This is a genomic window from Pseudomonas sp. PSPC3-2, from assembly GCF_049897085.1.
Classification (GTDB): domain Bacteria; phylum Pseudomonadota; class Gammaproteobacteria; order Pseudomonadales; family Pseudomonadaceae; genus Aquipseudomonas; species Aquipseudomonas paraveronii.
The window spans coordinates 85,131-107,562 of the sequence record NZ_JAFCVO010000009.1; the positions used below are offsets into that span (position 1 = coordinate 85,131).

14 protein-coding genes are annotated in these 22,432 nt (G+C 62.0%); 8 read left to right on the forward strand and 6 right to left on the reverse strand.

The window, feature by feature from the left end; all coding sequences use genetic code 11:
• The first annotated feature begins 124 nt into the window (after window positions 1–124).
• A complete protein-coding gene (locus ACP7CJ_RS16440) occupies window positions 125–2,539 on the forward strand; it encodes a sensor domain-containing diguanylate cyclase (protein ID WP_426100085.1) in 2,415 nt (804 codons plus the stop codon).
• An 87-nt stretch (window positions 2,540–2,626) separates the two neighbouring features.
• Here ACP7CJ_RS16440 and dacB read toward each other — a convergent pair whose 3' ends face one another.
• On the reverse strand, window positions 2,627–4,087 hold the full coding sequence (gene dacB / locus ACP7CJ_RS16445) for a D-alanyl-D-alanine carboxypeptidase/D-alanyl-D-alanine endopeptidase (protein ID WP_276194321.1): 1,461 nt from the start codon (window positions 4,085–4,087) through the stop codon (window positions 2,627–2,629).
• A gap of 238 nt (window positions 4,088–4,325) precedes the next feature.
• On the opposite strand from dacB, the gene ACP7CJ_RS16450 reads away from it, so the two are divergent.
• Complete coding sequence (locus tag ACP7CJ_RS16450; RefSeq protein WP_247400046.1) at window positions 4,326–4,670, forward strand: YggL family protein; 345 nt, start codon at window positions 4,326–4,328, stop codon at window positions 4,668–4,670.
• A gap of 55 nt (window positions 4,671–4,725) precedes the next feature.
• On the opposite strand, the gene ACP7CJ_RS16455 is transcribed toward ACP7CJ_RS16450, so the two are convergent.
• Window positions 4,726–5,916 (reverse strand): benzoate/H(+) symporter BenE family transporter, encoded by a 1,191-nt coding sequence (locus tag ACP7CJ_RS16455; RefSeq protein WP_276194320.1) that lies wholly within the window; start codon window positions 5,914–5,916, stop codon window positions 4,726–4,728.
• A 227-nt stretch (window positions 5,917–6,143) separates the two neighbouring features.
• Here ACP7CJ_RS16455 and ACP7CJ_RS16460 point away from each other — a divergent pair, with 227 nt between their 5' ends.
• On the forward strand, window positions 6,144–6,908 hold the full coding sequence (locus ACP7CJ_RS16460; protein ID WP_276194319.1) for a GntR family transcriptional regulator: 765 nt from the start codon (window positions 6,144–6,146) through the stop codon (window positions 6,906–6,908).
• Between the two features lie 35 nt (window positions 6,909–6,943).
• Here ACP7CJ_RS16460 and guaD read toward each other — a convergent pair whose 3' ends face one another.
• From guaD to xdhA, 4 genes are all read right to left on the reverse strand, one after another.
• Window positions 6,944–8,248, reverse strand: coding sequence for a guanine deaminase (guaD, locus tag ACP7CJ_RS16465; RefSeq protein ID WP_276194318.1), 1,305 nt, complete (start codon window positions 8,246–8,248; stop codon window positions 6,944–6,946).
• A 7-nt stretch (window positions 8,249–8,255) separates the two neighbouring features.
• Window positions 8,256–9,110, reverse strand: a complete 855-nt coding sequence (xdhC, locus tag ACP7CJ_RS16470; RefSeq protein WP_426100084.1) for a xanthine dehydrogenase accessory protein XdhC — start codon at window positions 9,108–9,110, stop codon at window positions 8,256–8,258.
• 138 nt (window positions 9,111–9,248) lie between these two features.
• Window positions 9,249–11,648: a xanthine dehydrogenase molybdopterin binding subunit gene (xdhB, locus tag ACP7CJ_RS16475; protein ID WP_426100083.1), complete on the reverse strand. Its 2,400-nt coding sequence runs from the start codon at window positions 11,646–11,648 to the stop codon at window positions 9,249–9,251.
• Window positions 11,641–13,089: a xanthine dehydrogenase small subunit gene (gene xdhA / locus ACP7CJ_RS16480; RefSeq protein WP_426100082.1), complete on the reverse strand. Its 1,449-nt coding sequence runs from the start codon at window positions 13,087–13,089 to the stop codon at window positions 11,641–11,643. The genes xdhB and xdhA overlap by 8 nt, the downstream gene beginning before the upstream one ends.
• Before the next feature lie 280 nt (window positions 13,090–13,369).
• Between xdhA and ACP7CJ_RS16485 the strand changes: the two genes are divergently transcribed.
• The 5 genes from ACP7CJ_RS16485 to ACP7CJ_RS16505 all read left to right on the forward strand — a co-directional run bounded on the left by ACP7CJ_RS16485 (window position 13,370) and on the right by ACP7CJ_RS16505 (window position 22,366).
• Window positions 13,370–14,029, forward strand: a complete 660-nt coding sequence (locus ACP7CJ_RS16485) for a GntR family transcriptional regulator (RefSeq protein WP_247405719.1) — start codon at window positions 13,370–13,372, stop codon at window positions 14,027–14,029.
• Window positions 14,030–14,031: 2 nt separating this feature from the next.
• A complete protein-coding gene (gene smc, locus ACP7CJ_RS16490; protein ID WP_426100081.1) occupies window positions 14,032–17,520 on the forward strand; it encodes a chromosome segregation protein SMC in 3,489 nt (1,162 codons plus the stop codon).
• Window positions 17,521–17,779: 259 nt separating this feature from the next.
• Entirely contained in the window at window positions 17,780–18,640 is an 861-nt protein-coding gene (zipA, locus tag ACP7CJ_RS16495; RefSeq protein ID WP_276194313.1) for a cell division protein ZipA, read from the forward strand.
• A gap of 87 nt (window positions 18,641–18,727) precedes the next feature.
• On the forward strand, window positions 18,728–21,094 hold the full coding sequence (gene ligA / locus ACP7CJ_RS16500; RefSeq protein ID WP_276194312.1) for an NAD-dependent DNA ligase LigA: 2,367 nt from the start codon (window positions 18,728–18,730) through the stop codon (window positions 21,092–21,094).
• A 102-nt stretch (window positions 21,095–21,196) separates the two neighbouring features.
• Window positions 21,197–22,366 carry a zinc-binding metallopeptidase family protein gene (locus ACP7CJ_RS16505; RefSeq protein WP_426100080.1) on the forward strand — a complete coding sequence of 390 codons (1,170 nt, stop codon included), beginning with the start codon at window positions 21,197–21,199 and terminating at the stop codon, window positions 22,364–22,366.
• Window positions 22,367–22,432 lie beyond the last annotated feature (66 nt).

Below are 22,432 nucleotides of genomic sequence, written 5' to 3' on the forward strand. Positions count from 1 at the left end.
AGCCGCAAGCCTCGAATAATCGGGTCTTGCGGCTTTTTACGCTGGTCAAATACAGGGCCGCTAGCTATAACTAAACGTCCAGCCAAAGTGACACCCCAGCACGCTGGCGTTGTGAGTGTTGCCTATGCCGTTGCAAGCCGTTCGCCCGAAGATCCTAGGTTTTATCAGTGAGCAGGTATCGGCTTGGCTGATGGCATTGGTGGTGTTTTTGGCAGGCAGCACCTTGACGATCATCATTGCCTGGGCGACATCCGACCTCTATCAACAGCAGGAGCGCCAGCGTTTCCAACTGTTGGTCAATGAGCGATTCACCCGTCTGCAGGAGCGTTTCGAGGACCAGGAGCAACGTCTGGCCAGCCTGCAACGCTTTTTCGTCAATTCCAGTGACGTGTCCCGAGACGAGTTCGATGGTTTCGCCCAGCCCTTGCTGCTGCGTTCCCGTGCGTATGTCTGGGCGCCGCGGGTGCTGCGTGATCAGCGCGTTCAGTTTGAGCAGGAAGTATCGCGCCAGCGCGCTCTGCCCTTCAGGATACGTGAACTGAATTCACTCGGTGAGTTGGCCCCGGCGGTGGAGCGCGATGAATACGTGCCGATCCTGTACAGCCAGACCCACAGCCTGCTCGGTTCGCCCCTGGGCTTTGACCTGCTGGCCCAACCTCTGCGGCGCTCGACCCTTCAGCGCGCACAAGCGAGCGGTAAGCTGGCAGTGTCCCAGCCCATGCAGTTGGTGGGTGTGGAGCCGGCCTACGCCACCGGCGTGTTATTGGTCGCACCAGTCGTCTCCCTAGGCGGGACAGAACCCTACGGCTTTGTGATGGCCGTGATCAGCATGCGCCAGTTGATGGCCGACGGCTTGCCCAAGCCGGATCGCGATAATCTGGTGACGCAGATCGTCGACACTTCTGACCAGCAAAAGCGCCTGCTGTACGAGTCCAGCAATGCTTTGGCCAACAGCGATCTGGTGGCCACGCGCCGCCTGACCCTCGGCGATCATGTCTACGCCCTAACGCTGCGCCCCAGCCTGGTGTTCGAAAAGGGCAGCGGTTTCTCCCTGGTCTCGATCCTGGCCATGGGCGGGCTCTTCAGCCTGTTGCTTAGCGTCTTGCTCTATATGTTGGTCAGCCAGCGTCAGCGCGCCTTGAAACTGGTGGAGCAGCGTACCGCGCAGTTGCGCCTGCGCGAGCAGGAACTGCGCGGCGCCCACGGCCAGTTGCGTAGCGTGCTGAACGCCGCGACGCAGGTTGCAATCATTGCCACCGGCTTGCACGGCGTGATCAACACCTTCAACGCCGGTGCCGAGCAGATGCTGGGGTTCAAGGCCGAGCACGTAATCGGCCGCTTGACCCTGGAAAGCCTGCATGTCGCGGCGGAGCTGGACGTGCGCGCGACGAGTTTGAGCGTGGCGTTGGGCCGGCGAATCCCGCCGAGCCAGGCGATGCTGGTGGAAAGCCCGGACAACCCGCAGGAGGCCCGCGAGTGGACCCTGGTGCGCGAGGACGGCAGCCAGTTGACGGTGAATATGCTCGGCACCGTGTTGCTGGATGAGCATGGCTTATGGGTCGGGCACCTGGCGATTTACCTGGATGTCACCGAGCAAAAACGCGCCTATGAGGCCCTGGCCGTGCGGGACCGCTTGCTGAAAAAACTCAGCGCCCATGTGCCTGGCGGGATCTTCCAGTTCACCGTGGAGCCCCAGGACAACTGGCGGTTTATCTACGCCAGCGATGGCATGCGCGATATCTACGAGATCGACACCGGGGTGCTGCAACGGGATGCGAAGCAGGTCTTGGAGCGCATCCACCCCCTGGACGTCGAGCGGGTGCGTGCGTCGATCCGCTTATCCGCGCTGCAATTGAGCCACTGGCGCGAAGAGTACCGCGTGCAGTTGCCGCAACGGGGCCTGCGCTGGATTCGCGGTGAGGCCACGCCGGAGGAACTGCCGGGCGGCGGTACGCTGTGGCATGGTTATGTGTCTGATATTTCCGATCTCAAGCGGGTGGAAGAAGAACTGCGCGCGCTGTCCATCACCGATGCCCTCACCGGGATTCACAACCGCCGGTATTTCCAGGATCGTCTCAAGGCCGAGATGGTCCGCCTGAATCGCACGTCGGGGGCGTTGTCGGTGATCATGCTGGATATCGATCACTTCAAGCGTATCAACGACCAATATGGCCATGCGGTCGGCGACGGGGTCTTGCAGGAACTGTGCAAGCGCATCAGCCAACGTCTGCGCCGCAGCGATGTGTTCTGTCGCCTGGGCGGCGAGGAGTTCATGGTGTTGTGCCCCAATACCGATAGCACCCAGGCCTACAGTTTGGCGATGGCGTTATGGCAGTCGCTGCGCAGCGCGCCGATGGAGTCGGTGGGGACCGTCACAGCCAGCTTCGGGGTGGCCAGTTGGCGGATCGACGAAGGGGTCGACGGGTTGCTGCTGCGCGCGGATTCGGCGGTGTACGTGGCCAAGCAGGCGGGCAGGGATCGGGTCGAAACTGTGGCGAAGGAGCTTGCTCCCGCTGGACCGCGAAGCGGTCCCGATTAACACCCCGCATGCTTGCAGATAACATTCGGGGCCGGGCTTGAGGGCTGCGTCGCAGCCCAGCGGGAGCAAGCCCCCTCGCCACAAACGCTAGAGGACTGGCGCCGCCGCCGCCAGCTTCGGCTGGCGATACAGGTCCAGCAGCACCTGGTCGAGCACCGACGACGCACCCCACGGTTTCGGATCGTTGAGAATCGCCACCACTACCCAGGTATTGCCGTTGTTATCGCGGCTGAACCCGGCGATGGCACGCACGGTGTTCAAGGTGCCGGTCTTGACGTGGGCTTCGCCGCGCATGGCAGTGGTCTTCAGGCGTTTGCGCATGGTGCCGTCGGTGCCGGCAATCGGCATCGAGCTGATGTACTCAGCCGCGTAGGGGCTTTTCCACGCGGCTTGCAGCATGGCCGCCATTTCACGGGCACTGACGCGTTCGGCACGTGACAGGCCGGAACCGTTCTCCATCACCAGATGCGGTGCAGTGATGCCTTTCTTCGCCAGCCACTGGCGCACCACACGTTGGGCGGCCTTGGCATCGTCGCCGTCGGCATCGTTGCGAAACTGCGCGCCCAGGCTCAGGAACAATTGCTGGGCCATGGTGTTGTTACTGTATTTGTTGATGTCGCGGATGATTTCCGCCAGGTCCGGCGAGAAGGCCCGTGCCAGTACCTTGGCGTCCTTGGGCACCGGAGCTTGGATGTCGCGGCCCTGGATGGTGCCGCCCAATTCCTGCCAGATCGCCCGCACGGCGCCGGCGGTATACGTGGCGTGGTCGAGCAGCGACAAGTAGGTCTGCGAACTGCAGCCTTCGCCCAACTGGCCGCTGACGGTTACTGTGATGCTGCCATCGGCCGCCGTCACCGGGTTGTAGCGCACGTCACCGGTACACTGCTTGGCGTTGGATACCTTGACCTGATTGTCGATGCGAATGCTGGCAATCGGCGGCTCGACCGACACGATCACGCGTCCCGAATCGTTGCGCGTCACGAAGCGCAAGGCCTTGAGGTTGACCAGCAGGGCATCGGGCTTGACCAGGAACGGTTTGTTCTCGTCATTGCCGTCGTCATTGAATTCCGGCAGTTGTGGCTGGATAAAGAAGCTACGGTCCAGTACCAGGTCGCCAGTGACTTGCTGCACGCCATTGGCTCGCAGGTCACGCATCAGCAGCCAGAGTTTTTCCATGTTCAGCTTGGGGTCGCCGCCACCCTTGAGGTACAGGTTGCCGCGCAACACGCCACCGCTGAGGGTGCCGTCGGTGTAGAACTCGGTCTTCCACTGGTGGTTGGGGCCGAGCATTTCCAGGGCCGCGTAGGTGGTGACCAGCTTCATGGTAGAGGCCGGGTTCACCGAGACGTCGGCGTTGAATACGGTGGGTGTGCCGGGACCGTTCAGCGGGAGCATCACCAGGGACAGTGCGGTGTTTTGCAGTTTGGCCTTCTGCAGGGCCTGTGCAACATTGGGCGGCAGGGTGTTGTTGATCGGGGCGGCGGTGGCGGAAAAGGCCAGCGGCAGGAGAAAGCCGGCAAGGAGCAATGGACGCAAAGATTTGATCATAAGAAATAAGACCCTACTGCTGAGGAGGGTGAAAAAAGGCGAGGGTTATGTAAGAAAATCCCCCAGTGGTCATGAAAGTGTCGGCATTATGCCCCAAGCTGGAGCCACTTGTAGCTGAACGATAGCTGCTAATCGGCGTTTTTTTTCCGAGCATTTCGCCGCCTGTCCTAGAGAATCGGGCAATCGCTTCCTTAAACTGCTAAAGTGCCGCCCGTTATTACTTATGAGGATTGTTCCAATGGCGACTAACCGTTCCCGGCGTCTGCGCAAAAAACTGTGCGTTGATGAATTTCAAGAGCTGGGTTTCGAACTGAACCTGGATTTCAAAGAAGGTTTGGACGATGCAGCGGTTGACGCGTTCCTCGAAGCGTTCCTGACCGAAGCGATGGACGGCAATGGCCTCGACTACGTCGGCGGCGATGACTTCGGTCTGGTGTGCAAAGCCACTCGTGGTTCGGTCACCGAAGAGCAACGTGCAACCGTTGAAGCGTGGCTCAAGGCCCGCGCAGAGCTGACTCGCGTTGAAGTAAGCGCGCTGTTGGACGCTTGGCATCCAGAGACGTCGATCAACTCGGCCGTCTGATGTCATGAAACAGCGACCCGCCCGGGTCGCTGTTTCGTTATGGGGCCTTAAACACTCAGGCCTTGCGCCAGTTCAGAATCAGCAGCGTCAACACCCCCGCCACAATTCCCCAGAACGCCGACCCGATGGAAAACAACGTCAAGCCTGACGCGGTGACCATAAAGGTGATCAGCGCCGCTTCCCGTTCCTTCGGCTGATTCATGGCAATGCTCAAGCCATTGATGATCGAGCCAAACAAGGCCAACGCCGCAATCGACAGCACCAGCTCTTTGGGCAGCGCTGCGAACAAGGCCGCCAATGTGGCGCCGAACACCCCGGCAATGCCGTAGAACACCCCACACCAGACAGCCGCCGTGTAGCGCTTGTTACGGTCTTCATGAGCGTGGGGCCCGGTGCAGATCGCCGCACTGATCGCCGCCAGGTTGATGCCGTGGGAGCCGAACGGCGCCAGCACCAGCGAGGCCAGGCCGGTGACGGTGATTAGCGGCGACGCGGGCACGTTGTAGCCGTCGGCGCGCAACACGGCCACGCCCGGCATGTTCTGCGAGGTCATCGCCACCACGAACAGCGGGATGCCGATGCTGATGGTCGCCGCCAGCGAGAAGTGCGGCGTGGTCCAGACCGGCGTTGCCACTTCCAGGTGAAAGCCGCTGAAATCCAGGAGCCCCATCAGCCCGGACAGCACGCTGCCGATCACCAGCGCGGCGAGCACCGCATACCGCGGCGACAGGCGTTTGATGATCAGGTAGGTGAAAAACATCCCCAGTACCAGGCCGGTGCGATGTTGCGCGGCGACGAAAATCTCGCTGCCGATCTTGAACAGAATCCCCGCCAGCAAGGCCGCCGCCAGAGACGCCGGGATGCGTTTGACCAGCTTTTCGAAGCTGCCGGTCAGCCCGCAGAGCGTCACCAGCACCGCGCAGGTGATGTAGGCGCCAATGGCTTCGCCGTAACTGACGCCGCCGAGGCTGGTGATTAACAGCGCCGCGCCGGGCGTCGACCAGGCAATGGTGATCGGCGTGCGGTAGCGCAGGGACAGGCCGATGCTGCACACCGCCATGCCGATGGAAATCGCCCAGATCCACGAGGAAATCTGCGCGGTGGTCAAACCGGCGGCTTGGCCGGCCTGGAACATCAGCACCAGGGAGCTGGTGTAGCCGGTCATCATGGCGATGAAACCGGCGACGATGGCCGAGGGAGAAGTATCGGCCAGCGGGCGCAAGGGCGCTTGGGTGGCGTCGGTCATGGCGAGGTGTTTCCTTTTACCTGGGAGTTTGCCAGTGAAGGCGCAGATTCAAGCCTAAACTCAAACGTAACGATTCATTGCAATACAGCCGGGGCCGCAAACAGCCGTACAGTGTGTTGGCACATGGGGTTGTGTACAATGTGCGCTGATTTTAGGCGATACTTGCCAGCGCATCTTTGTTGCCGTATTACCGTTAATTCGCCGCCGTTCTCCCGACCCGAGTGCCCATGAACGAACAGTTGCAACCTCTCAAGAAACAACCGCGAGCCGGCAAGACCGGTCGCAGTGGAACCCAGGACGATATCGTCTACGCGCATATCTTCGAGGCGATCCTCGAACAACGCCTGGCTCCCGGTACCAAGTTGAGCGAAGAGGCACTGGGCGAAATCTTCGGCGTCAGCCGCACCATCATTCGCCGCGCGCTGTCGCGTTTGGCCCATGAAGGCGTGGTGCTACTGCGGCCAAATCGTGGCGCCGTGGTGGCCAGCCCCAGTGTCGAAGAAGCGCGCCAGGTGTTCCTGGCCCGACGTCTGGTCGAGCGGGCGATCACGGAACTGGCGGTGCAGCACGCCACGGCTGAGCAGTTGGCCGAGTTGCGACAGATGGTCAACGACGAACGCGACAGCTTCTCCCGCGGTGATCGCGGTGCCGGTATCCGCCTTTCCGGAGAGTTCCATCTGAAGCTGGCCGAAGCGGCGAAGAACGCGCCGCTGATCAGCTTCCAGCGCAGCCTGGTGTCCCAGACCTCGTTGATCATCGCCCAGTACGAAAGCGGTAACCGCTCGCACTGTTCCTACGATGAACACACCCAGTTGATCGATGCGATCGAAGCCCGGGACGCGGCGCTGGCGGTGAGTTTGATGATGCATCACATGGATCACATCGACAGCAAGCTCAACCTCGATGAGGAAAGCGCGTCGGATGATCTGCACGCGGTGTTCTCGCATTTGTTGCTGAGCAAGAAGCCAGGGCGCTCTTCGGTCAAACTGTAAACCCTCCCACATTTGGGTTTGTGGCGTATTTGAAATTAGCGTTGGTGGACTAGACTGCCGGCCGCGTAGGTCTGCAACACCGCCCGATCATCCCCCAGCGTCATCAGCACAAACAACCGCTCGGCAATGTCCTTCGCCTGCTTCATGCGGTAGCTGAGCAACGGCGTGGCGTTGTAGTCCAGCACCAGGAAGTCCGCATCGGTGCCCGGCTGCAACGTGCCGATCTTGTCTTCCAGTCGCAGCGCCCGCGCACCGCCCAGTGTGGCCAGGTACAGCGACTTGAACGGGCTCAATCGTGCGCCCTGCAGTTGCATGACCTTGTAGGCTTCGTTCAGCGTCTGCAGCAACGAGAAACTGGTGCCGCCGCCCACGTCAGTGCCCAGGCCCACGTTGAGTTTGTGCTTCTCGGCCATTGGCAGGTTGAACAGCCCGCTGCCGAGGAACAGGTTCGAGGTCGGGCAGAATGCGACTGCCGAGCCGGTTTGCGCCAACCGCGCGCATTCGTCATCGCACAGGTGCACGCCGTGGGCAAACACCGAGCGTTCGCCCAGTAGCTTGTAGTGGTCGTACACATCCAGGTAGCCGCTGCGCTCAGGAAACAGTTCGTTGACCCACTCGACTTCCTGCTTGTTCTCACTGATGTGCGTCTGCATGTACAGGTCCGGGTATTCGCCCAGCAGTTGCCCGGCCAGCGCCAATTGCTGCGGCGTGCTGGTGGGGGCGAAGCGTGGCGTCACCGCATAGTGCAGGCGGCCCTTGCCGTGCCAGCGTTCGATCAGCGCCTTGCTCTCCTGGTAGCCGGATTCGGCGGTGTCGGTCAGGTAGTCTGGAGCGTTGCGGTCCATCATCACCTTGCCGGCGATCATGCGCAGGTCGAGTTTTTCGGCGGCTTCGAAGAACGCATTCACCGATTGCGGATGCACGCTGCCGAACACCAGCGCGGTGGTGGTGCCGTTGCGCAGCAACTCCTTGATGAAGATATCCGCGACTTCCTCGGCGTGGGCCTTGTCGGCGAACTGGCGTTCGCAGGGGAAGGTGTAGGTGTTGAGCCAATCCAGCAGCTGTTCGCCATAGGCGCCGACCATGCCGGTTTGCGGCAGGTGGATATGCGTGTCGATCAGGCCGGGGGTGATCAGCGCGTCCTGGTAATGGGTGATTTCGACCTCGGCGGGCAGGCTCGGCAGCAGGTCACGGGCGTGCCCCAAGGCACTGATCCGACCGTTGTCGATGACCAGCAGGCCGTCTTCGAAATACTCGTAGGACGCCTCGATCCCCACTTCAGCGGGGTCGGCGAGGCTGTGCAGGATGGCGGCACGGTAGGCTTTGCGCGTCAAAGGCATGGTGATCTCAATTTTTGGCAAAAGTGGCAGCTTGACTGCGGCGCGAGGCCGGCAGCAGTTGGGCAATCGGTTCGGCGCTCGCGGTGTGCTGGCCGAAATGGGCGTTGTAGGTGGCGATGATTTCCCCGGCGATGGAGATGGCGATTTCCACCGGCAATTTGCCCTTCACCTCGCTAAGGCCCATGGGGCAGCGCATGCGTTGCAGCTGTGCGGTGTCGACGCCGCGATCACGCAGGCGGTGTTCGAACTTGACGCGCTTGGTCTTCGAACCGATCAGGCCGAAGTAGGCAAAGTCATTGCGCTTGAGCAGGGCGGCGCTGAGCTCCAGGTCCAGCGCGTGATTGTGGGTCATCACGATGCAGTAACTGCCCACGGGCAGGTCGGCAATTTCGTCGACCGGTTCTTCGCTGACGATTTTACGCACGCCCTGTGGGATGTGTTCCGGGAACTCTTGCTCGCGCGAATCGATCCAGCGCACCCGACACGGCAGGCTCGCCAGCAACGGCACCAGTGCGCGGCCTACGTGGCCGGCGCCAAATACGGCGATCTGTGCCTGCACTTGGCCCATCGGTTCGAACAGCAGCACGGTCGCGCCGCCACAGCACTGGCCCAGGCTCGCGCCGAGGCTGAAGCGCTCCAGATGGGTGTGTTGCTGGCGGCGGGCGAGCATGTCGCGGGCGAGCTGCATCGCCTTGTATTCCAGGTGCCCGCCGCCGATGGTGTCGAACGTCTGCGCGGCGCTGATCACCATCTTCGAACCGGCATTGCGCGGCGTGGAGCCGAGCTCTTCGATGATGGTCACCAGTACGCAGGGTTCGCCCTGGTTTTGCAGGTTGGCGAGGGCGCTGATCCAGTTGTTCATGTCTACCTCAACATTTCTGTTGTCAGTTCTACCGTCATCGGGGGCAAGCCCCCTCCCACACTTGAATGTATTCACAGGTCAAAAATGTGGGAGGGGCGGTGCGACGATTCGACTTGCCCCCGATGGCAGCGCCTCGATTCAAAGCGAAGCCATCTCGGTTTCAGCCTCAACCGCCTTCGCAGCAGCCAACTTCCGCATCTGTTCACACCCCCACAACACCCGCTCAGGCGTCGCCGGCGCATCGATGTTCGGCTGGTGGCGATAGTCGCCCAGGCTCGCCACTGCATCCTTGATCGCGCACCACGAAGCAATCCCGAGCATGAACGGCGGTTCGCCCACGGCCTTGGAATGGAACACCGTGTCTTCCGGGTTCTTGCGGTTTTCCACCAGCTTCACGCGCAAATCCAGGGGCATGTCGGCAACGGCCGGGATCTTGTAGCTGGCCGGGCCGTTCGTCATCAGCTTGCCCTTGTCGTTCCATACCAGCTCTTCCATGGTCAGCCAGCCCATGCCCTGGATAAAGCCGCCTTCCACCTGCCCGATGTCGATGGCCGGGTTCAGCGAGGCGCCCACATCGTGGAGGATATCGGTGCGCAGCATCTTGTATTCGCCGGTCAGGGTATCGACGATCACTTCGCAGCAGGCCGCGCCGAACGCGAAGTAGTAGAACGGCCGACCGCGCGCCTGGCTGCGGTCGTAGAAGATTTTCGGGGTCTTGTAGAAGCCGGTGCTCGACAACGACACCTGGGCGAAATACGCCTGCTGGATCAGGCTTTCAAAGCTCAGGATCTGCTCGCGCACGCGCACATGGCCGTTGTGGAATGCCACGTCCGCTTCGCTCACCTCGAATTTGCGTGCGGCAAATTCAACCAGGCGTTGCTTGATGATTTCGGCGGCGTTCTGCGCGGCCTTGCCGTTCAGGTCGGCACCGCTGGAGGCTGCTGTCGGCGAGGTGTTGGGCACCTTGTCGGTGTTGGTGGCGGTGATCTGCACACGGTCGATGTTCACCTGGAACACCTCGGCCACCACTTGCGCAACCTTGGTGTTCAAGCCCTGGCCCATCTCGGTGCCGCCGTGGTTCAGGTGGATGCTGCCATCGGTGTAGATATGGATCAGCGCCCCGGCCTGGTTGAGGAAGCTGGCGGTGAAGGAGATGCCGAATTTCACTGGGGTCAGCGCCAGGCCTTTTTTCAGGATCGGGCTGTGGGCGTTGTAGCGGCGGATCGCTTCGCGGCGCTCGGCGTATTGGCTGCTGGCCTCAAGCTCGGCGGTCATCTCTTCGAGCAGGTTGTGCTCGACGGTTTGGTAGTAGTGCGTGACGTTGCGCTCGGTCTTGCCGTAATAGTTGGCTTTGCGCACGGCCAGCGGGTCGAGGGCCAGATGGCGGGCGATGGCGTCCATCACTTCTTCGATGGCGACCATGCCTTGCGGGCCACCGAAGCCGCGATAGGCGGTGTTGGACGCGGTGTTGGTCTTGCAGCGATGGCCGTTGACCGTGGCATCGCCCAGGTAATACGCGTTGTCGGCGTGGAACATGGCGCGGTCGACAATCGAGTTCGATAGGTCCGGCGAGCAGCCGCAGTTACCTGCCAGCTCCAGCTGGATGCCGTGCAGTCGACCGCTGTCGTCGAAGCCCACGTCGTATTCGATATAGAAGGGGTGGCGCTTGCCGGTCATCAGCATGTCTTCGACGCGCGGCAGGCGCATCTTGGTCGGCTGCCCGGTCAGGTGCGCGACCACCGCACACAGGCACGCCGGGCTGGCGGCCTGGGTTTCCTTGCCGCCGAAGCCGCCACCCATGCGGCGCATGTCGACGACGATGTTGTTCATAGACACGTCCAGCACTTCGGCCACCAGCTTCTGCACCTCGGTGGGGTTTTGCGTGGAGCAGTAGACGATCATGCCGCCGTCTTCGGTCGGCATGACCGAGGAAATCTGGGTTTCCAGGTAGAAGTGTTCCTGGCCACCGATATGCAGCGTGCCCTGGATGCGGTGCTTCGCGGCCACCAGCGCCGCCGCCGAATCACCGCGTTGATGGGTGTGGCTGTCCAGCACGAAGTGCTGGTTGCGATAGGCTTCGACCACGTCCAGCACCGGCTCCAGGTCTTCGTATTCGATCACCGCGGCCAGCGCCGCTTTACGCGCGGTTTCCAGGTCGCGGGCGGCCACGGCGAGCACCACCTGGCCGACGAACTGCACGGTGTCGATGGCCAGCAACGGATCACCCGGCAGCAGCGGGCCGATGTCTTTGAGCCCTGGCACGTCTTCGTGGGTGATGACGATGCGCACACCGTCGAAGGCGTAGCAGGGCGCGGTATCGATGCGCAGGATCTTCGCGTGGGCGCGGTCGGACAGGCGCGCATTCAGGTGCAACTGGTTGGGGAATTCCAGGCGGTCATCGATGTACTGCGCTTCGCCGCAGACGTGCTTGGCGGCGCTGTCATGCTTGACGCTGCGCCCGACCCCACAGGTCAGGTCCTGGGCAAACAGTTCGGCCAGTTCGGCCTGGGTTTTTGCCACGGCGTGGTGGTTAGACATAAGCGGTCACCCGAGTCTCGATGTGCGGCGTTTGCAGTTCGATGAAGTATTTGCGCAGCAGGTTTTGTGCGCTGAGCAGGCGGTATTCCTTACTGGCGCGGAAGTCCGACAGCGGAGTGAAATCCTCGGCCAGGGCGGCGCAGGCTTGCTCCACGGTGGCGGCATTCCAGGGGGCGCCGATCAGCACGGTCTCGCAGTGTTTGGCGCGTTTTGGCGTGGCGGCCATGCCCCCGAAGGCAACGCGGGCGTCGCTGATCACAGCGTTATCGATCTTCAGGTTGAACGCCGCGCACACTGCGGAAATGTCATCGTCCAGGCGCTTGGATACCTTGTACGCACGGAACCGCGCGTGGCCCTTGGGCACGATGATCTTCTCGATGAACTCGCTGTCCTGGCGCGCGGTGACGCGGTAGTCGATGAAGTAATCTTCCAGCGCCAGGGTGCGCCGGACGTTGCCCTTGCACAGCACGATCTGCGCGCCGAGGGCGATCAGCAGCGGCGGCGAATCACCGATCGGCGAGGCATTGCCGATGTTGCCGCCCAAGGTGCCCTGGTTGCGGATTTGCAGGGAGGCGAAGCGCTGCAGCAGTTCGCCGAAGTCCGGGTATTCGTGGTGCAGCGCGGTATAGCAATCGGAGAGGGCGGCGGCGGCGCCGATTTCCAGGCGATCGTCGAACGTCTCGATGCGCTTCATCTCGTCGATATTGCCGACGTAGATCATAACCGGCAGCGTGCGGTGGAACTGCGTGACTTCCAGCGCCAGGTCGGTGCCGCCGGCCAGCAGGCGGGCCTGGGGGTAGGCGTCGTAGAGGTCGGCCAGGTCGGCGACGGTCAGCGGCACCAGGCAGCGTTTGTCGCCGCTGTTGAGTTCAGCGGTTTGCGTCGGCGCGATGGCCTTGAGACGGGCGATGGTCTGGGCCTCACGGCTGTCGAACTGATCCTGGGGTTTGTTGCCGCAGGCCTGTTCAGCGGCGGCGAGGATCGGGCGATAACCGGTGCAGCGGCAGAGGTTACCGGCCAGGGCTTCATGGGCTTTCTCGCGGTCGGGGGCGTCGCTGTTCTTTTGCAGGGCGAACAACGACATCACAAAACCGGGGGTGCAAAAGCCGCATTGCGAGCCGTGGCACTCCACCATGGCCTGTTGCACGCTGTGCAGTTGGCCCTGATGCTTGAGGTCTTCGACGCTGATCAGTTGTTTGCCATGCAACGACGCCACAAACGTCAGGCAGGCATTGAGGCTGCGATAGCGAATGCGCTCGGCGCCTTGCTCATCGCTGTGCAGTTCACCGACCACCACGGTGCAGGCGCCGCAATCGCCGCTGGCGCAGCCTTCCTTGGTGCCGGGTTTGCCCACATGCTCGCGCAGGTAGTTGAGCACGGTCAGGTTGGGGTCCAGGGCGTGCTCGCTACGGAGTTCCTGGTTAAGTAAAAACTGGATCACGGAAGGCCTCGCAGACTCATTATTGTTGTTAACCGCTTTGCGCCGAATCTAGTCATGTCTGACTTTTCGGTCAACGAGTTTCTGACCTTTGGGTCAAGAAAATGCGGCCGCAACACGTTCAATTATGGTCCAGTCTTCTGGAACCGGCGTTTTTGGGGACTTCTGGCTGTTCACTGCTGCTTATTTCATGCCAAATTGTTGAACGTGGGCCGAGCGCCATCAGCGGGCATTTGCGCTACACTGCCGCGCTTGTACCGATAGAAGATTTTGAAGGAAAAACATGACGTTCAAGGCGCCGGACAGTCTCGCCGAGCAAATCGCTCACCACCTCGCCGAACGTATCATTCGCGGCGATCTCAAGCCTGGGGAGCGGATACAGGAACAGAAGGTCACGCTGGCGCTCAACGTCAGTCGTGGTTCCGTGCGTGAAGCCTTGCTGATCCTTGAACGTCGCCACCTGATCGCGATCTTGCCGCGCCGTGGCGCCCACGTCACCGAACTCACGGCGCACAAGGTGCAGAGCCTGTGTACGCTGATGGCCGAGCTGTACATCCTGCTCGGCAATGCGGTGGCGCAGGGCTGGCGGACCCAGGCCGACATGGCGCCGTTCGTGCAGATCCAGCAGCGCCTGGTGAGCAATTTCGAACGCCAGGACATCCGCTCGTTTGTCGAAGAATGCTTCAACGTGATGCGTGCTGCGTACCCCTTCGCCAACAACCCGTACTTGCAGGAAACCGTCGAGAACCTGCAGCCGGCAATGAACCGCGCCTACTACCTGGCCCTGGATCAACGCAAGGCCTCCATGAGCGAATACCTCGCGCTGTTCGCGCAACTGCTCGCCGCCGTGCTCGCCCGTGACTTGCCGCAGATTCGCCAGGTGCTGTCGGCCTACGGCCAGCGCAGTTGCTCGCTGGTGATCGCTGCGTTGGCGGACGTCTAAGCGTGCGGCTCAAGTGCATCAAACTGGCGGGGTTCAAATCCTTCGTCGACCCGACCACGGTGAACTTCCCCAGTAACATGGCGGCGGTGGTCGGGCCCAATGGCTGCGGCAAGTCGAACATCATCGACGCCGTGCGCTGGGTGATGGGCGAGAGCTCAGCGAAAAACCTGCGTGGCGAGTCGATGACCGACGTCATCTTCAACGGCTCCACCAGCCGCAAGCCGGTGAGCCAGGCCAGCATCGAACTGGTGTTCGACAACTCCGACGGCACCCTGGTCGGCGAATACGCGGCCTACGCGGAAATCTCCATCCGCCGCAAAGTGACGCGCGACAGCCAGAACAGTTACTTCCTCAACGGCACCAAGTGTCGCCGTCGGGACATCACCGATATCTTTCTCGGCACCGGCCTCGGCCCGCGCAGCTACTCGATCATCGAGCAGGGCATGATCTCCAAGCTGATCGAAGCCAAGCCCGAAGACCTGCGTAACTTTATCGAAGAAGCTGCCGGCATCTCCAAGTACAAGGAGCGCCGCCGCGAGACTGAAAACCGCATCCGCCGCACCCATGAAAACCTCGCCCGCCTGACCGACCTGCGCGACGAGCTGGAGCGCCAGTTGGAGCGCCTGCACCGCCAGGCCCAGGCCGCCGAGAAGTATCAGGAATACAAGGGCGAAGAACGCCAGCTCAAGGCGCAACTGTCGGCCCTGCGCTGGCAGGCGCTGAACGATCAGGTCGGCCAGCGCGAAGCGATTATCGGCACCCAGGAAATCAGCTTCGAAGCCCTGGTGGCCGAACAACGCAACGCCGACGCCAGCATCGAACGCCTGCGCGACGGTCATCATGACCTGTCCGAGCGCTTCAATCTGGTGCAGGGCCGCTTCTATTCGGTGGGCGGCGACATCGCCCGGGTCGAGCAGAGCATCCAGCACGGCCAGCAGCGTCTGCGTCAGTTGCAGGATGATCTGAAGGAAGCCGAGCGTGCGCGCCTGGAGACCGAGTCCCACCTCGGTCACGACCGCACCTTGCTGCTGACCCTCGGCGAAGAGCTGGACATGCTCACCCCCGAACAGGAAATCACCAGCGCCGCCGCCGAAGAAGCCGCCGCCACCCTGGAAGAATCCGAGACCACCATGCACGGTTGGCAGGAGCAGTGGGACACCTTCAACCTGCGCTCCGCCGAGCCGCGCCGCCAGGCCGAGGTGCAGCAGTCGCGCATCCAGCAACTGGAAACCAGCATGGAGCGCCTGGCCGAGCGCCAGCGTCGTCTGCAGGAAGAGCGCGTGTTGCTCGCCGCCGACCCGGAAGACGCGGCGATCATGACGCTGAGCGAGCAACTCGCCGAAAGCGAAATGACTCTCGAAGAGCTGGAAGCCAGTGAAGAACAGCAAGTGGAACGCCTGGAGCAATTGCGTCAGCAACTGCAACAGGCGACCCAGGCCCAGCAACAGGCCCAGGGCGATTTGCAGCGCCTCAACGGGCGCCTGGCGTCCCTCGAAGCCTTGCAGCAAGCCGCGCTGGATCCCGGCACCGGCACCGCCGAATGGCTGCGCGACCAGCACTTGGCCGAGCGCCCGCGCCTGGCGGAGGGCTTGAAGGTCGAGGCGGGTTGGGAGTTGGCGGTGGAAACCGTGCTCGGCGCCGACCTGCAAGCGGTGCTGGTGGATGATTTTGCCGGTTTCGACCTGGCCGGCTTTGCCCAGGGCGATCTGCGCTTGCTCAGTCCTGCCGCCGATGGCACCCGTGTGCCGGGCAGTTTGCTGGATAAAGTCGAGGCCGCGATTGACCTGTCGCCGTGGCTGGGCCAGATCAAACCGGTGGAGTCCCTGGAGCAGGCCCTGGCCCAACGCGGTCAGTTGGGCACCGGCGAAAGCCTGATCAGCCGCGACGGCTATTGGGTTGGCCGCCACTTCCTGCGGGTGTGCCGCGCCAGTGAAGCGCAGAGCGGCGTATTGGCCCGTGGCCAGGAAATCGTCAAGCTGATCGCCGAGCGTGAAGAACGTGAAGCCACCCTGGAAAGCCTGGAAACCGAACTGCAAACCCTGCGCGCCACCCAGCGTCAGCAAGAGACCGGCCGCGAACACCTGCGCCGCCTGTTGCAGGACGAAGCGCGCCAGCAGGGCGAATTGAAAGCCCAGCTCTCGGCGAGCAAGGCCAAGGCCGAGCAACTGACCCTGCGCCGCACTCGCCTCGACGAAGAAGTGGCCGAGATGGGCGAGCAGCGCGCTCTCGAACACGAACAGATCGGCGAAGCGCGCCTGCAATTGCAGGAAGCCCTCGACAGCATGGCCCTCGACACCGAACAGCGCGAACTGCTGCTGGCCCAGCGCGACAGCCTGCGCGAACGCCTCGACCGGGTCCGCCAGGAAGCGCGCCAGCACAAGGACCATGCCCATCAGTTGGCGGTGCGCCTTGGCTCCCTGCGCGCCCAGCACGACTCCACGCGCCAGGCCCTGGAGCGCCTGGAGATGCAGTCCGAGCGCCTGACCGAAAAGCGCGAGCAACTGAGCCTTAACCTGGAGGAGGGCGAAGTGCCCCTGGAAGAGTTGCGGCTCAAGCTCGAAGAACTGCTCGACAAGCGTATGACCGTCGACGAAGAGCTCAAGACCGCGCAAATCGCCCTGGAAGATGCCGACCGCGAACTGCGCGAAGCGGAAAAACGCCGGACCCAGGCCGAGCAGCAATCCCAGCTGATTCGCGGCCAGCTCGAACAACAGCGCATGGAATGGCAAGCCCTGACCGTGCGGCGCAAAACCCTGCAGGACCAACTGCTCGAAGACGGCTACGACCTGCACGGCGTACTCAACACCCTGACCGCCCAGGCCAACGAGAAAGACGCCGAAGAAGAACTTGAGCGGATTGCCGCGCGTATTCAGCGACTCGGCGCGATCAACCTCGCCGCCATCGACGAATATCAGCAACAGTCCGAGCGTAAACGTTATCTGGATGCCCAGAACGCCGATCTGGTGGAAGCCCTGGACACCCTGGAAAACGTGATCCGCAAGATCGACAAAGAAACCCGCAACCGCTTCAAAGATACCTTTGATCAGATTAACGGCGGTTTACAGGCGTTATTCCCAAAAGTTTTCGGTGGTGGCAGCGCTTACTTGGAACTGACGGGCGAAGATCTACTCGATACAGGGGTAACGATCATGGCGCGGCCTCCGGGCAAGAAGAACAGCACCATCCATTTGTTGTCCGGTGGCGAAAAAGCCCTGACTGCTTTGGCCCTGGTGTTTGCCATCTTCAAGTTGAACCCGGCGCCGTTCTGTATGCTCGACGAAGTTGACGCGCCACTGGATGACGCTAACGTAGGACGTTACGCACGCCTGGTTAAAGAGATGTCCCAGACCGTGCAGTTCATCTATATCACCCACAACAAGATCGCCATGGAAATGGCGGATCAGTTGATGGGGGTGACGATGCACGAGCCGGGTTGTTCGCGATTGGTGGCGGTGGATGTCGAAGAAGCGATGGCGATGGTGGAATCCTGATCCGCGCCTGCAGCGAAGATTTTCAGCTCGATGTAGGGCGGTTTACCGGTCTGACGAAAGTGGCAAATGGACATATTTGTTCAAGGCATTTTGACAGACGGTGTAAAGTTATCTTTGGTCGTGCTAGTTTAATGTCAATTTTTCGTATGCGTGGGCAAAACGTCAGTCAGAACATAGAGTTGGCGCCACGTTTTAAAGCGGTTTGCACGGTGCTAAACCCCTTATTTTTCAGCATTTTTTATTAGAGGCACGGGATTACATGGAAATCGGTCTGCGCGAGTGGCTGATCGTCATCGGCATTATTGTCATTGCCGGTATTCTTTTTGATGGCTGGCGCCGCATGCGCGGTGGCAAGGGTAAGCTCAAGTTCCGTCTGGACCGCAACCTGTCCAACTTGCCCGACGACGACGCCGGTGCGGAACTGCTGGGGCCGCCCCGTGTGCTGGATACCCATAAGGAACCGCAGTTGGACGAGCACGACTTGCCGTCCATGAGCGCACCTTTGCGCGAAGCCCGCGAACCGTCCTCCAAGCGTGGCAAGCGCGGCAGTGCCGCCGCCGAGCCGCATCAGGGCGACCTGAACCTGGGCGTGGATGACGGCCCGAGCTTCAGCAGCCGCGATGACGACTTCCCTGACGAGAGCCCGACCAAAAGCGCGCCGCGTCAATCGGTAAACGATCAGCCGGCCGCCGAAGAAGTCCTGGTGATCAGCGTGATCTGCCGCGACGCCGCCGGCTTCAAGGGCCCGGCACTGTTGCAGAACATCCTGGAAAGCGGCCTGCGTTTTGGCGAGATGGATATCTTCCACCGCCACGAAAGCATGGCCGGTAATGGCGAAGTGCTGTTCTCCATGGCCAACGCGGTCAAGCCAGGCACCTTCGACCTGGACGATATCGACCTGTTCAGCACGCCGGCGGTGAGCTTCTTCCTCGGCCTGCCAGGTCCGCGTCATCCGAAACAAGCGTTCGACGTGATGGTCGCTGCAGCGCGCAAGCTGTCCCAGGAGCTCAACGGCGAACTGAAGGACGACCAGCGCAGCGTCCTGACCGCCCAGACCATCGAACACTACCGTCAGCGCATCGTCGAGTTCGAGCGTCGCGCCCTGACACAGAAACGCTGAGGCCTGGTCTCAAGCGTTGTCGATAGAATCAAGCGCACCAACATTTGAGCAGCTTCGGCTGCTCTTTTGCTTTATGAGAGAACACCCATGACCGCCGCCCACACCCGCATCCTCGAACTGCGCGCTGAACTGGATCAGCACAACTACCGTTATCACGTCCTCGACGAACCGAGCATTCCGGACGCCGAGTACGACCGCTTGTTCCAAGCGCTCAAGGCCCTGGAGGCCGAGCATCCGGAGCTGGTCACGCGTGATTCACCGACGCAGCGGGTCGGCAGTGCGGCGTTGTCGGCGTTCACCCAGGTCAAGCATGAGATTCCAATGCTGAGCCTGGGCAACGCCTTCGATGAAACCACCATGCTCGAGTTCGATCGCCGGGTTACCGAAGGTCTCGACCTGCCGGTGGGCGATCTGTTTGGCGGCGGCGCCGCCGTGGAATACAGCTGCGAGCCAAAGTTGGACGGCCTGGCGGTCAGCCTGCTGTACCAAGACGGCGAACTGGTGCGCGGCGCTACGCGGGGCGATGGCACCACCGGCGAAGACATCAGCGTGAATGTGCGCACTGTGCGCAATATCCCGTTGAAACTGCACGGCAGCGGCTGGCCGGCGACCCTGGAAGTGCGCGGCGAAGTGTTTATGTCCAAGGCCGGTTTCGAGCGCCTGAACGCCTCGCAACTGGAAGTCGGCGGCAAGACCTTCGCCAACCCGCGCAACGCCGCCGCCGGCAGCCTGCGCCAGTTGGATTCGAAAATCACCGCCAGTCGCCCGCTGGAGTTCTGCTGCTACGGCATTGGCCAGGTGACGGCGGACATCAGCGACACACACATCGGCAATCTGCAGCAGTTGCAGAAATGGGGCATGCCGATCAGTCATGAGCTGAAGTTGGCCAAGGGCATCCAGGAATGCCTGGACTACTACCGCGATATCGGCGAGCGGCGTAACAGCCTGCCCTATGAAATCGACGGCGTGGTGTTCAAGGTCAACAGCATTGCGTCCCAGCGCGAGCTGGGTTTTCGCGCCCGTGAACCGCGTTGGGCGATCGCGCACAAATTTCCGGCCATGGAAGAGCTGACCGAGCTGCTCGACGTGGAGTTCCAGGTCGGCCGTACCGGCGCCGTCACCCCGGTGGCGCGCCTCAAGCCGGTCAAGGTCGCGGGTGTAACCGTGTCCAATGCCACCCTGCACAACATGGATGAAGTGGCGCGCCTGGGCCTGATGATCGGCGACACCGTGATCATCCGCCGCGCCGGGGACGTGATCCCGCAGGTCGTATCGGTCGTCACCGAGCGCCGCCCGGAACACGCTCGCGCGGTCCATATCCCGGAAAACTGCCCGGTGTGCGGCTCCCATGTCGAGCGCACCCAACTGGTCAAGCGCAGCAAGGGCAAGGAAACCGTCAGCGAAGGCGCGGTGTACCGCTGCGTCGGCCGTCTGGCCTGCGGCGCGCAGCTCAAGCAGGCGATCATCCATTTCGTCTCGCGCCGGGCGATGGACATCGACGGCCTGGGCGACAAAACCATCGAGCAATTGGTGGATGAAAAGCTCATCGCCTCGCCGGCCGACCTCTACACGCTCAAGTACGAACAGATCATCGACCTGGAAGGCTTCGCCGATGTCTCCAGCAAGAAGCTGATCAGCGCTATCGAACACAGCAAGACGCCGACCCTGGCGCGCTTCATCTACGCCCTGGGCATTCCCGACGTGGGCGAGGAGACCGCCAAGGTGTTGGCGCGGTCCCTGGCGTCCCTGGAGCGCGTGCAGCGCGCGTTGCCGCAAGTGCTGACGTACTTGCCGGACGTGGGCCTGGAAGTGGCGCACGAGATCCACAGCTTCTTTGAAGACCGCCACAACCAGGACGTGATCGGCGCGCTGCTGGCGCCGGACAAATGCGGCCTGCAACTGCAGGAACAAGGCGACCTGAGCGCCGAATTCGCCGCCAGCACCACCCTCGGCGGTTTGCTCGACAAGCTCAACGTGCCCAGCGTTGGCCCTGGCGCCGCGCAGAAACTGGCGGACAAGTTCGGCTCCCTCGACGGCGTGATCAAGGCCGACTGGCTCGATATGCGCCAGGCACTGCCCGAGAAGCAGGCCAAGGCCGTGCGCGAGTTCTTCGATAACCCCGACCACGCCAACCTTGCCCTGGCCATCGAGCAGCAGCTCAAGGACTTCGGCATGCACTGGCAGAGCGAGAAGAAAGTGATCGAAGGCTTGCCGGAAGCGGGGCACACCTGGGTGCTGACCGGCTCCCTGGAACTGATGAGCCGTGACGTGGCCAAGGACAAGCTCGAAAGCCTCGGCGCCAAGGTGGCCGGTTCGGTGTCGGCGAAGACGTATTGTGTAGTGGCCGGGCCGGGTGCCGGTTCAAAACTGGCCAAGGCGAGTGAGTTGGGCCTGAAGGTATTGGACGAAGCCGCTTTCGTGGACTTTCTAGCCCGGCACAACATCACTGTCTGACGATTTCTTGTTCCCGTTGGGCTGCGAAGCAGCCCTTCGAAGAAAGTGGAACGATCCCGAGCGCGAAATGATCTAGTCTTGGTCGCCCCGGGAGAGATCGCTATGTACCGCTTCTTCGAACAACTCAGTTCGCGCATCGCCGCACCGTTCATGGCCGAATCCTCGCGCAACAGCAAGGTCTGGCAGTGTCGGTGTGGCCAGTCGTTGTTCTTTCGCAACAGCCAGTGCCTGGCCTGCGCGGCGCTGCTGGGCTACCAGCCGCAACAAAGCCGTCTGTCCTCGCTGCAACCGGGTCCGGTCGCCGACACCTGGCTGCTGGATGACAACCTCGATGCCGGCGCTTTCCGCCGCTGCGCCAACCTCGACAGCCCGGCCGCCTGCAATTGGCTGATTCGCGCCCACAGCACCCGCTCGCTGTGCGTGGCGTGCAGCCTGAACCGCACCATTCCCGACCTGTCGATCGCGGAAAACCCCGAGCGCTGGTGCAAGGTCGAAACCGCCAAGCGCCGGCTGGTGGCGCAACTGATCAGCCTGGGCCTGCGCGTTGTGCCCAAAAGCGTCGACGAAGACAACGGCCTGGCCTTCGACTTCGTCGGCATCGACCTGGAAGGTAACGCGCCGACCACCGGCCATGCCAACGGCCTGATCACCCTCGACATCAAGGAAGCCGACGACGCCCACCGCGAAAAAATCCGCGTGCAGATGCGTGAACCGTACCGCACCTTACTCGGCCACTTTCGCCATGAAGTCGGCCACTACTATTGGGATCGGCTGATCGCCAACAGCCACTGGTTGCAGCCGTTTCGCAACCTGTTCGGCGACGAACGCGCCAGTTACGCCGATTCCCTCGACCAACACTACCAGAACGGCCCGCGCCCGGACTGGCAACACACCTGCGTCAGCGCCTACGCCACCATGCACCCCTGGGAAGACTGGGCCGAAACCTGGGCGCATTACCTGCACATGATGGACGCCGTCGACACCGCCCTGGGTTTCGGCATGAGCGCCCGCGAGATGGACCTGGATTACCAGCCGTTCCCCCTCGCCAGCCTCTATGACCCCGAACACCCCGGCGGCGCGGCGTTCCTGTCGTTCGTCAACGCCTGGATCGAACTAGCCGGCATGCTCAACGAACTGTCCCGCGCCATGGGCCAGCCGGATTTCTACCCCTTCGTACTGCCACCGGCAGTGATAGCCAAGCTGCACTTCATTCACCTGGTGATCCAGGAAGAGGGCGGCAGGGCGGATGAGGTCCTACAGGCACAGTCATGAACCCGTGTGGCAGGGGGAATGCTGACGGCTATGGCAAGTGCTTGAACCTCTTGATTTTTTAATCCC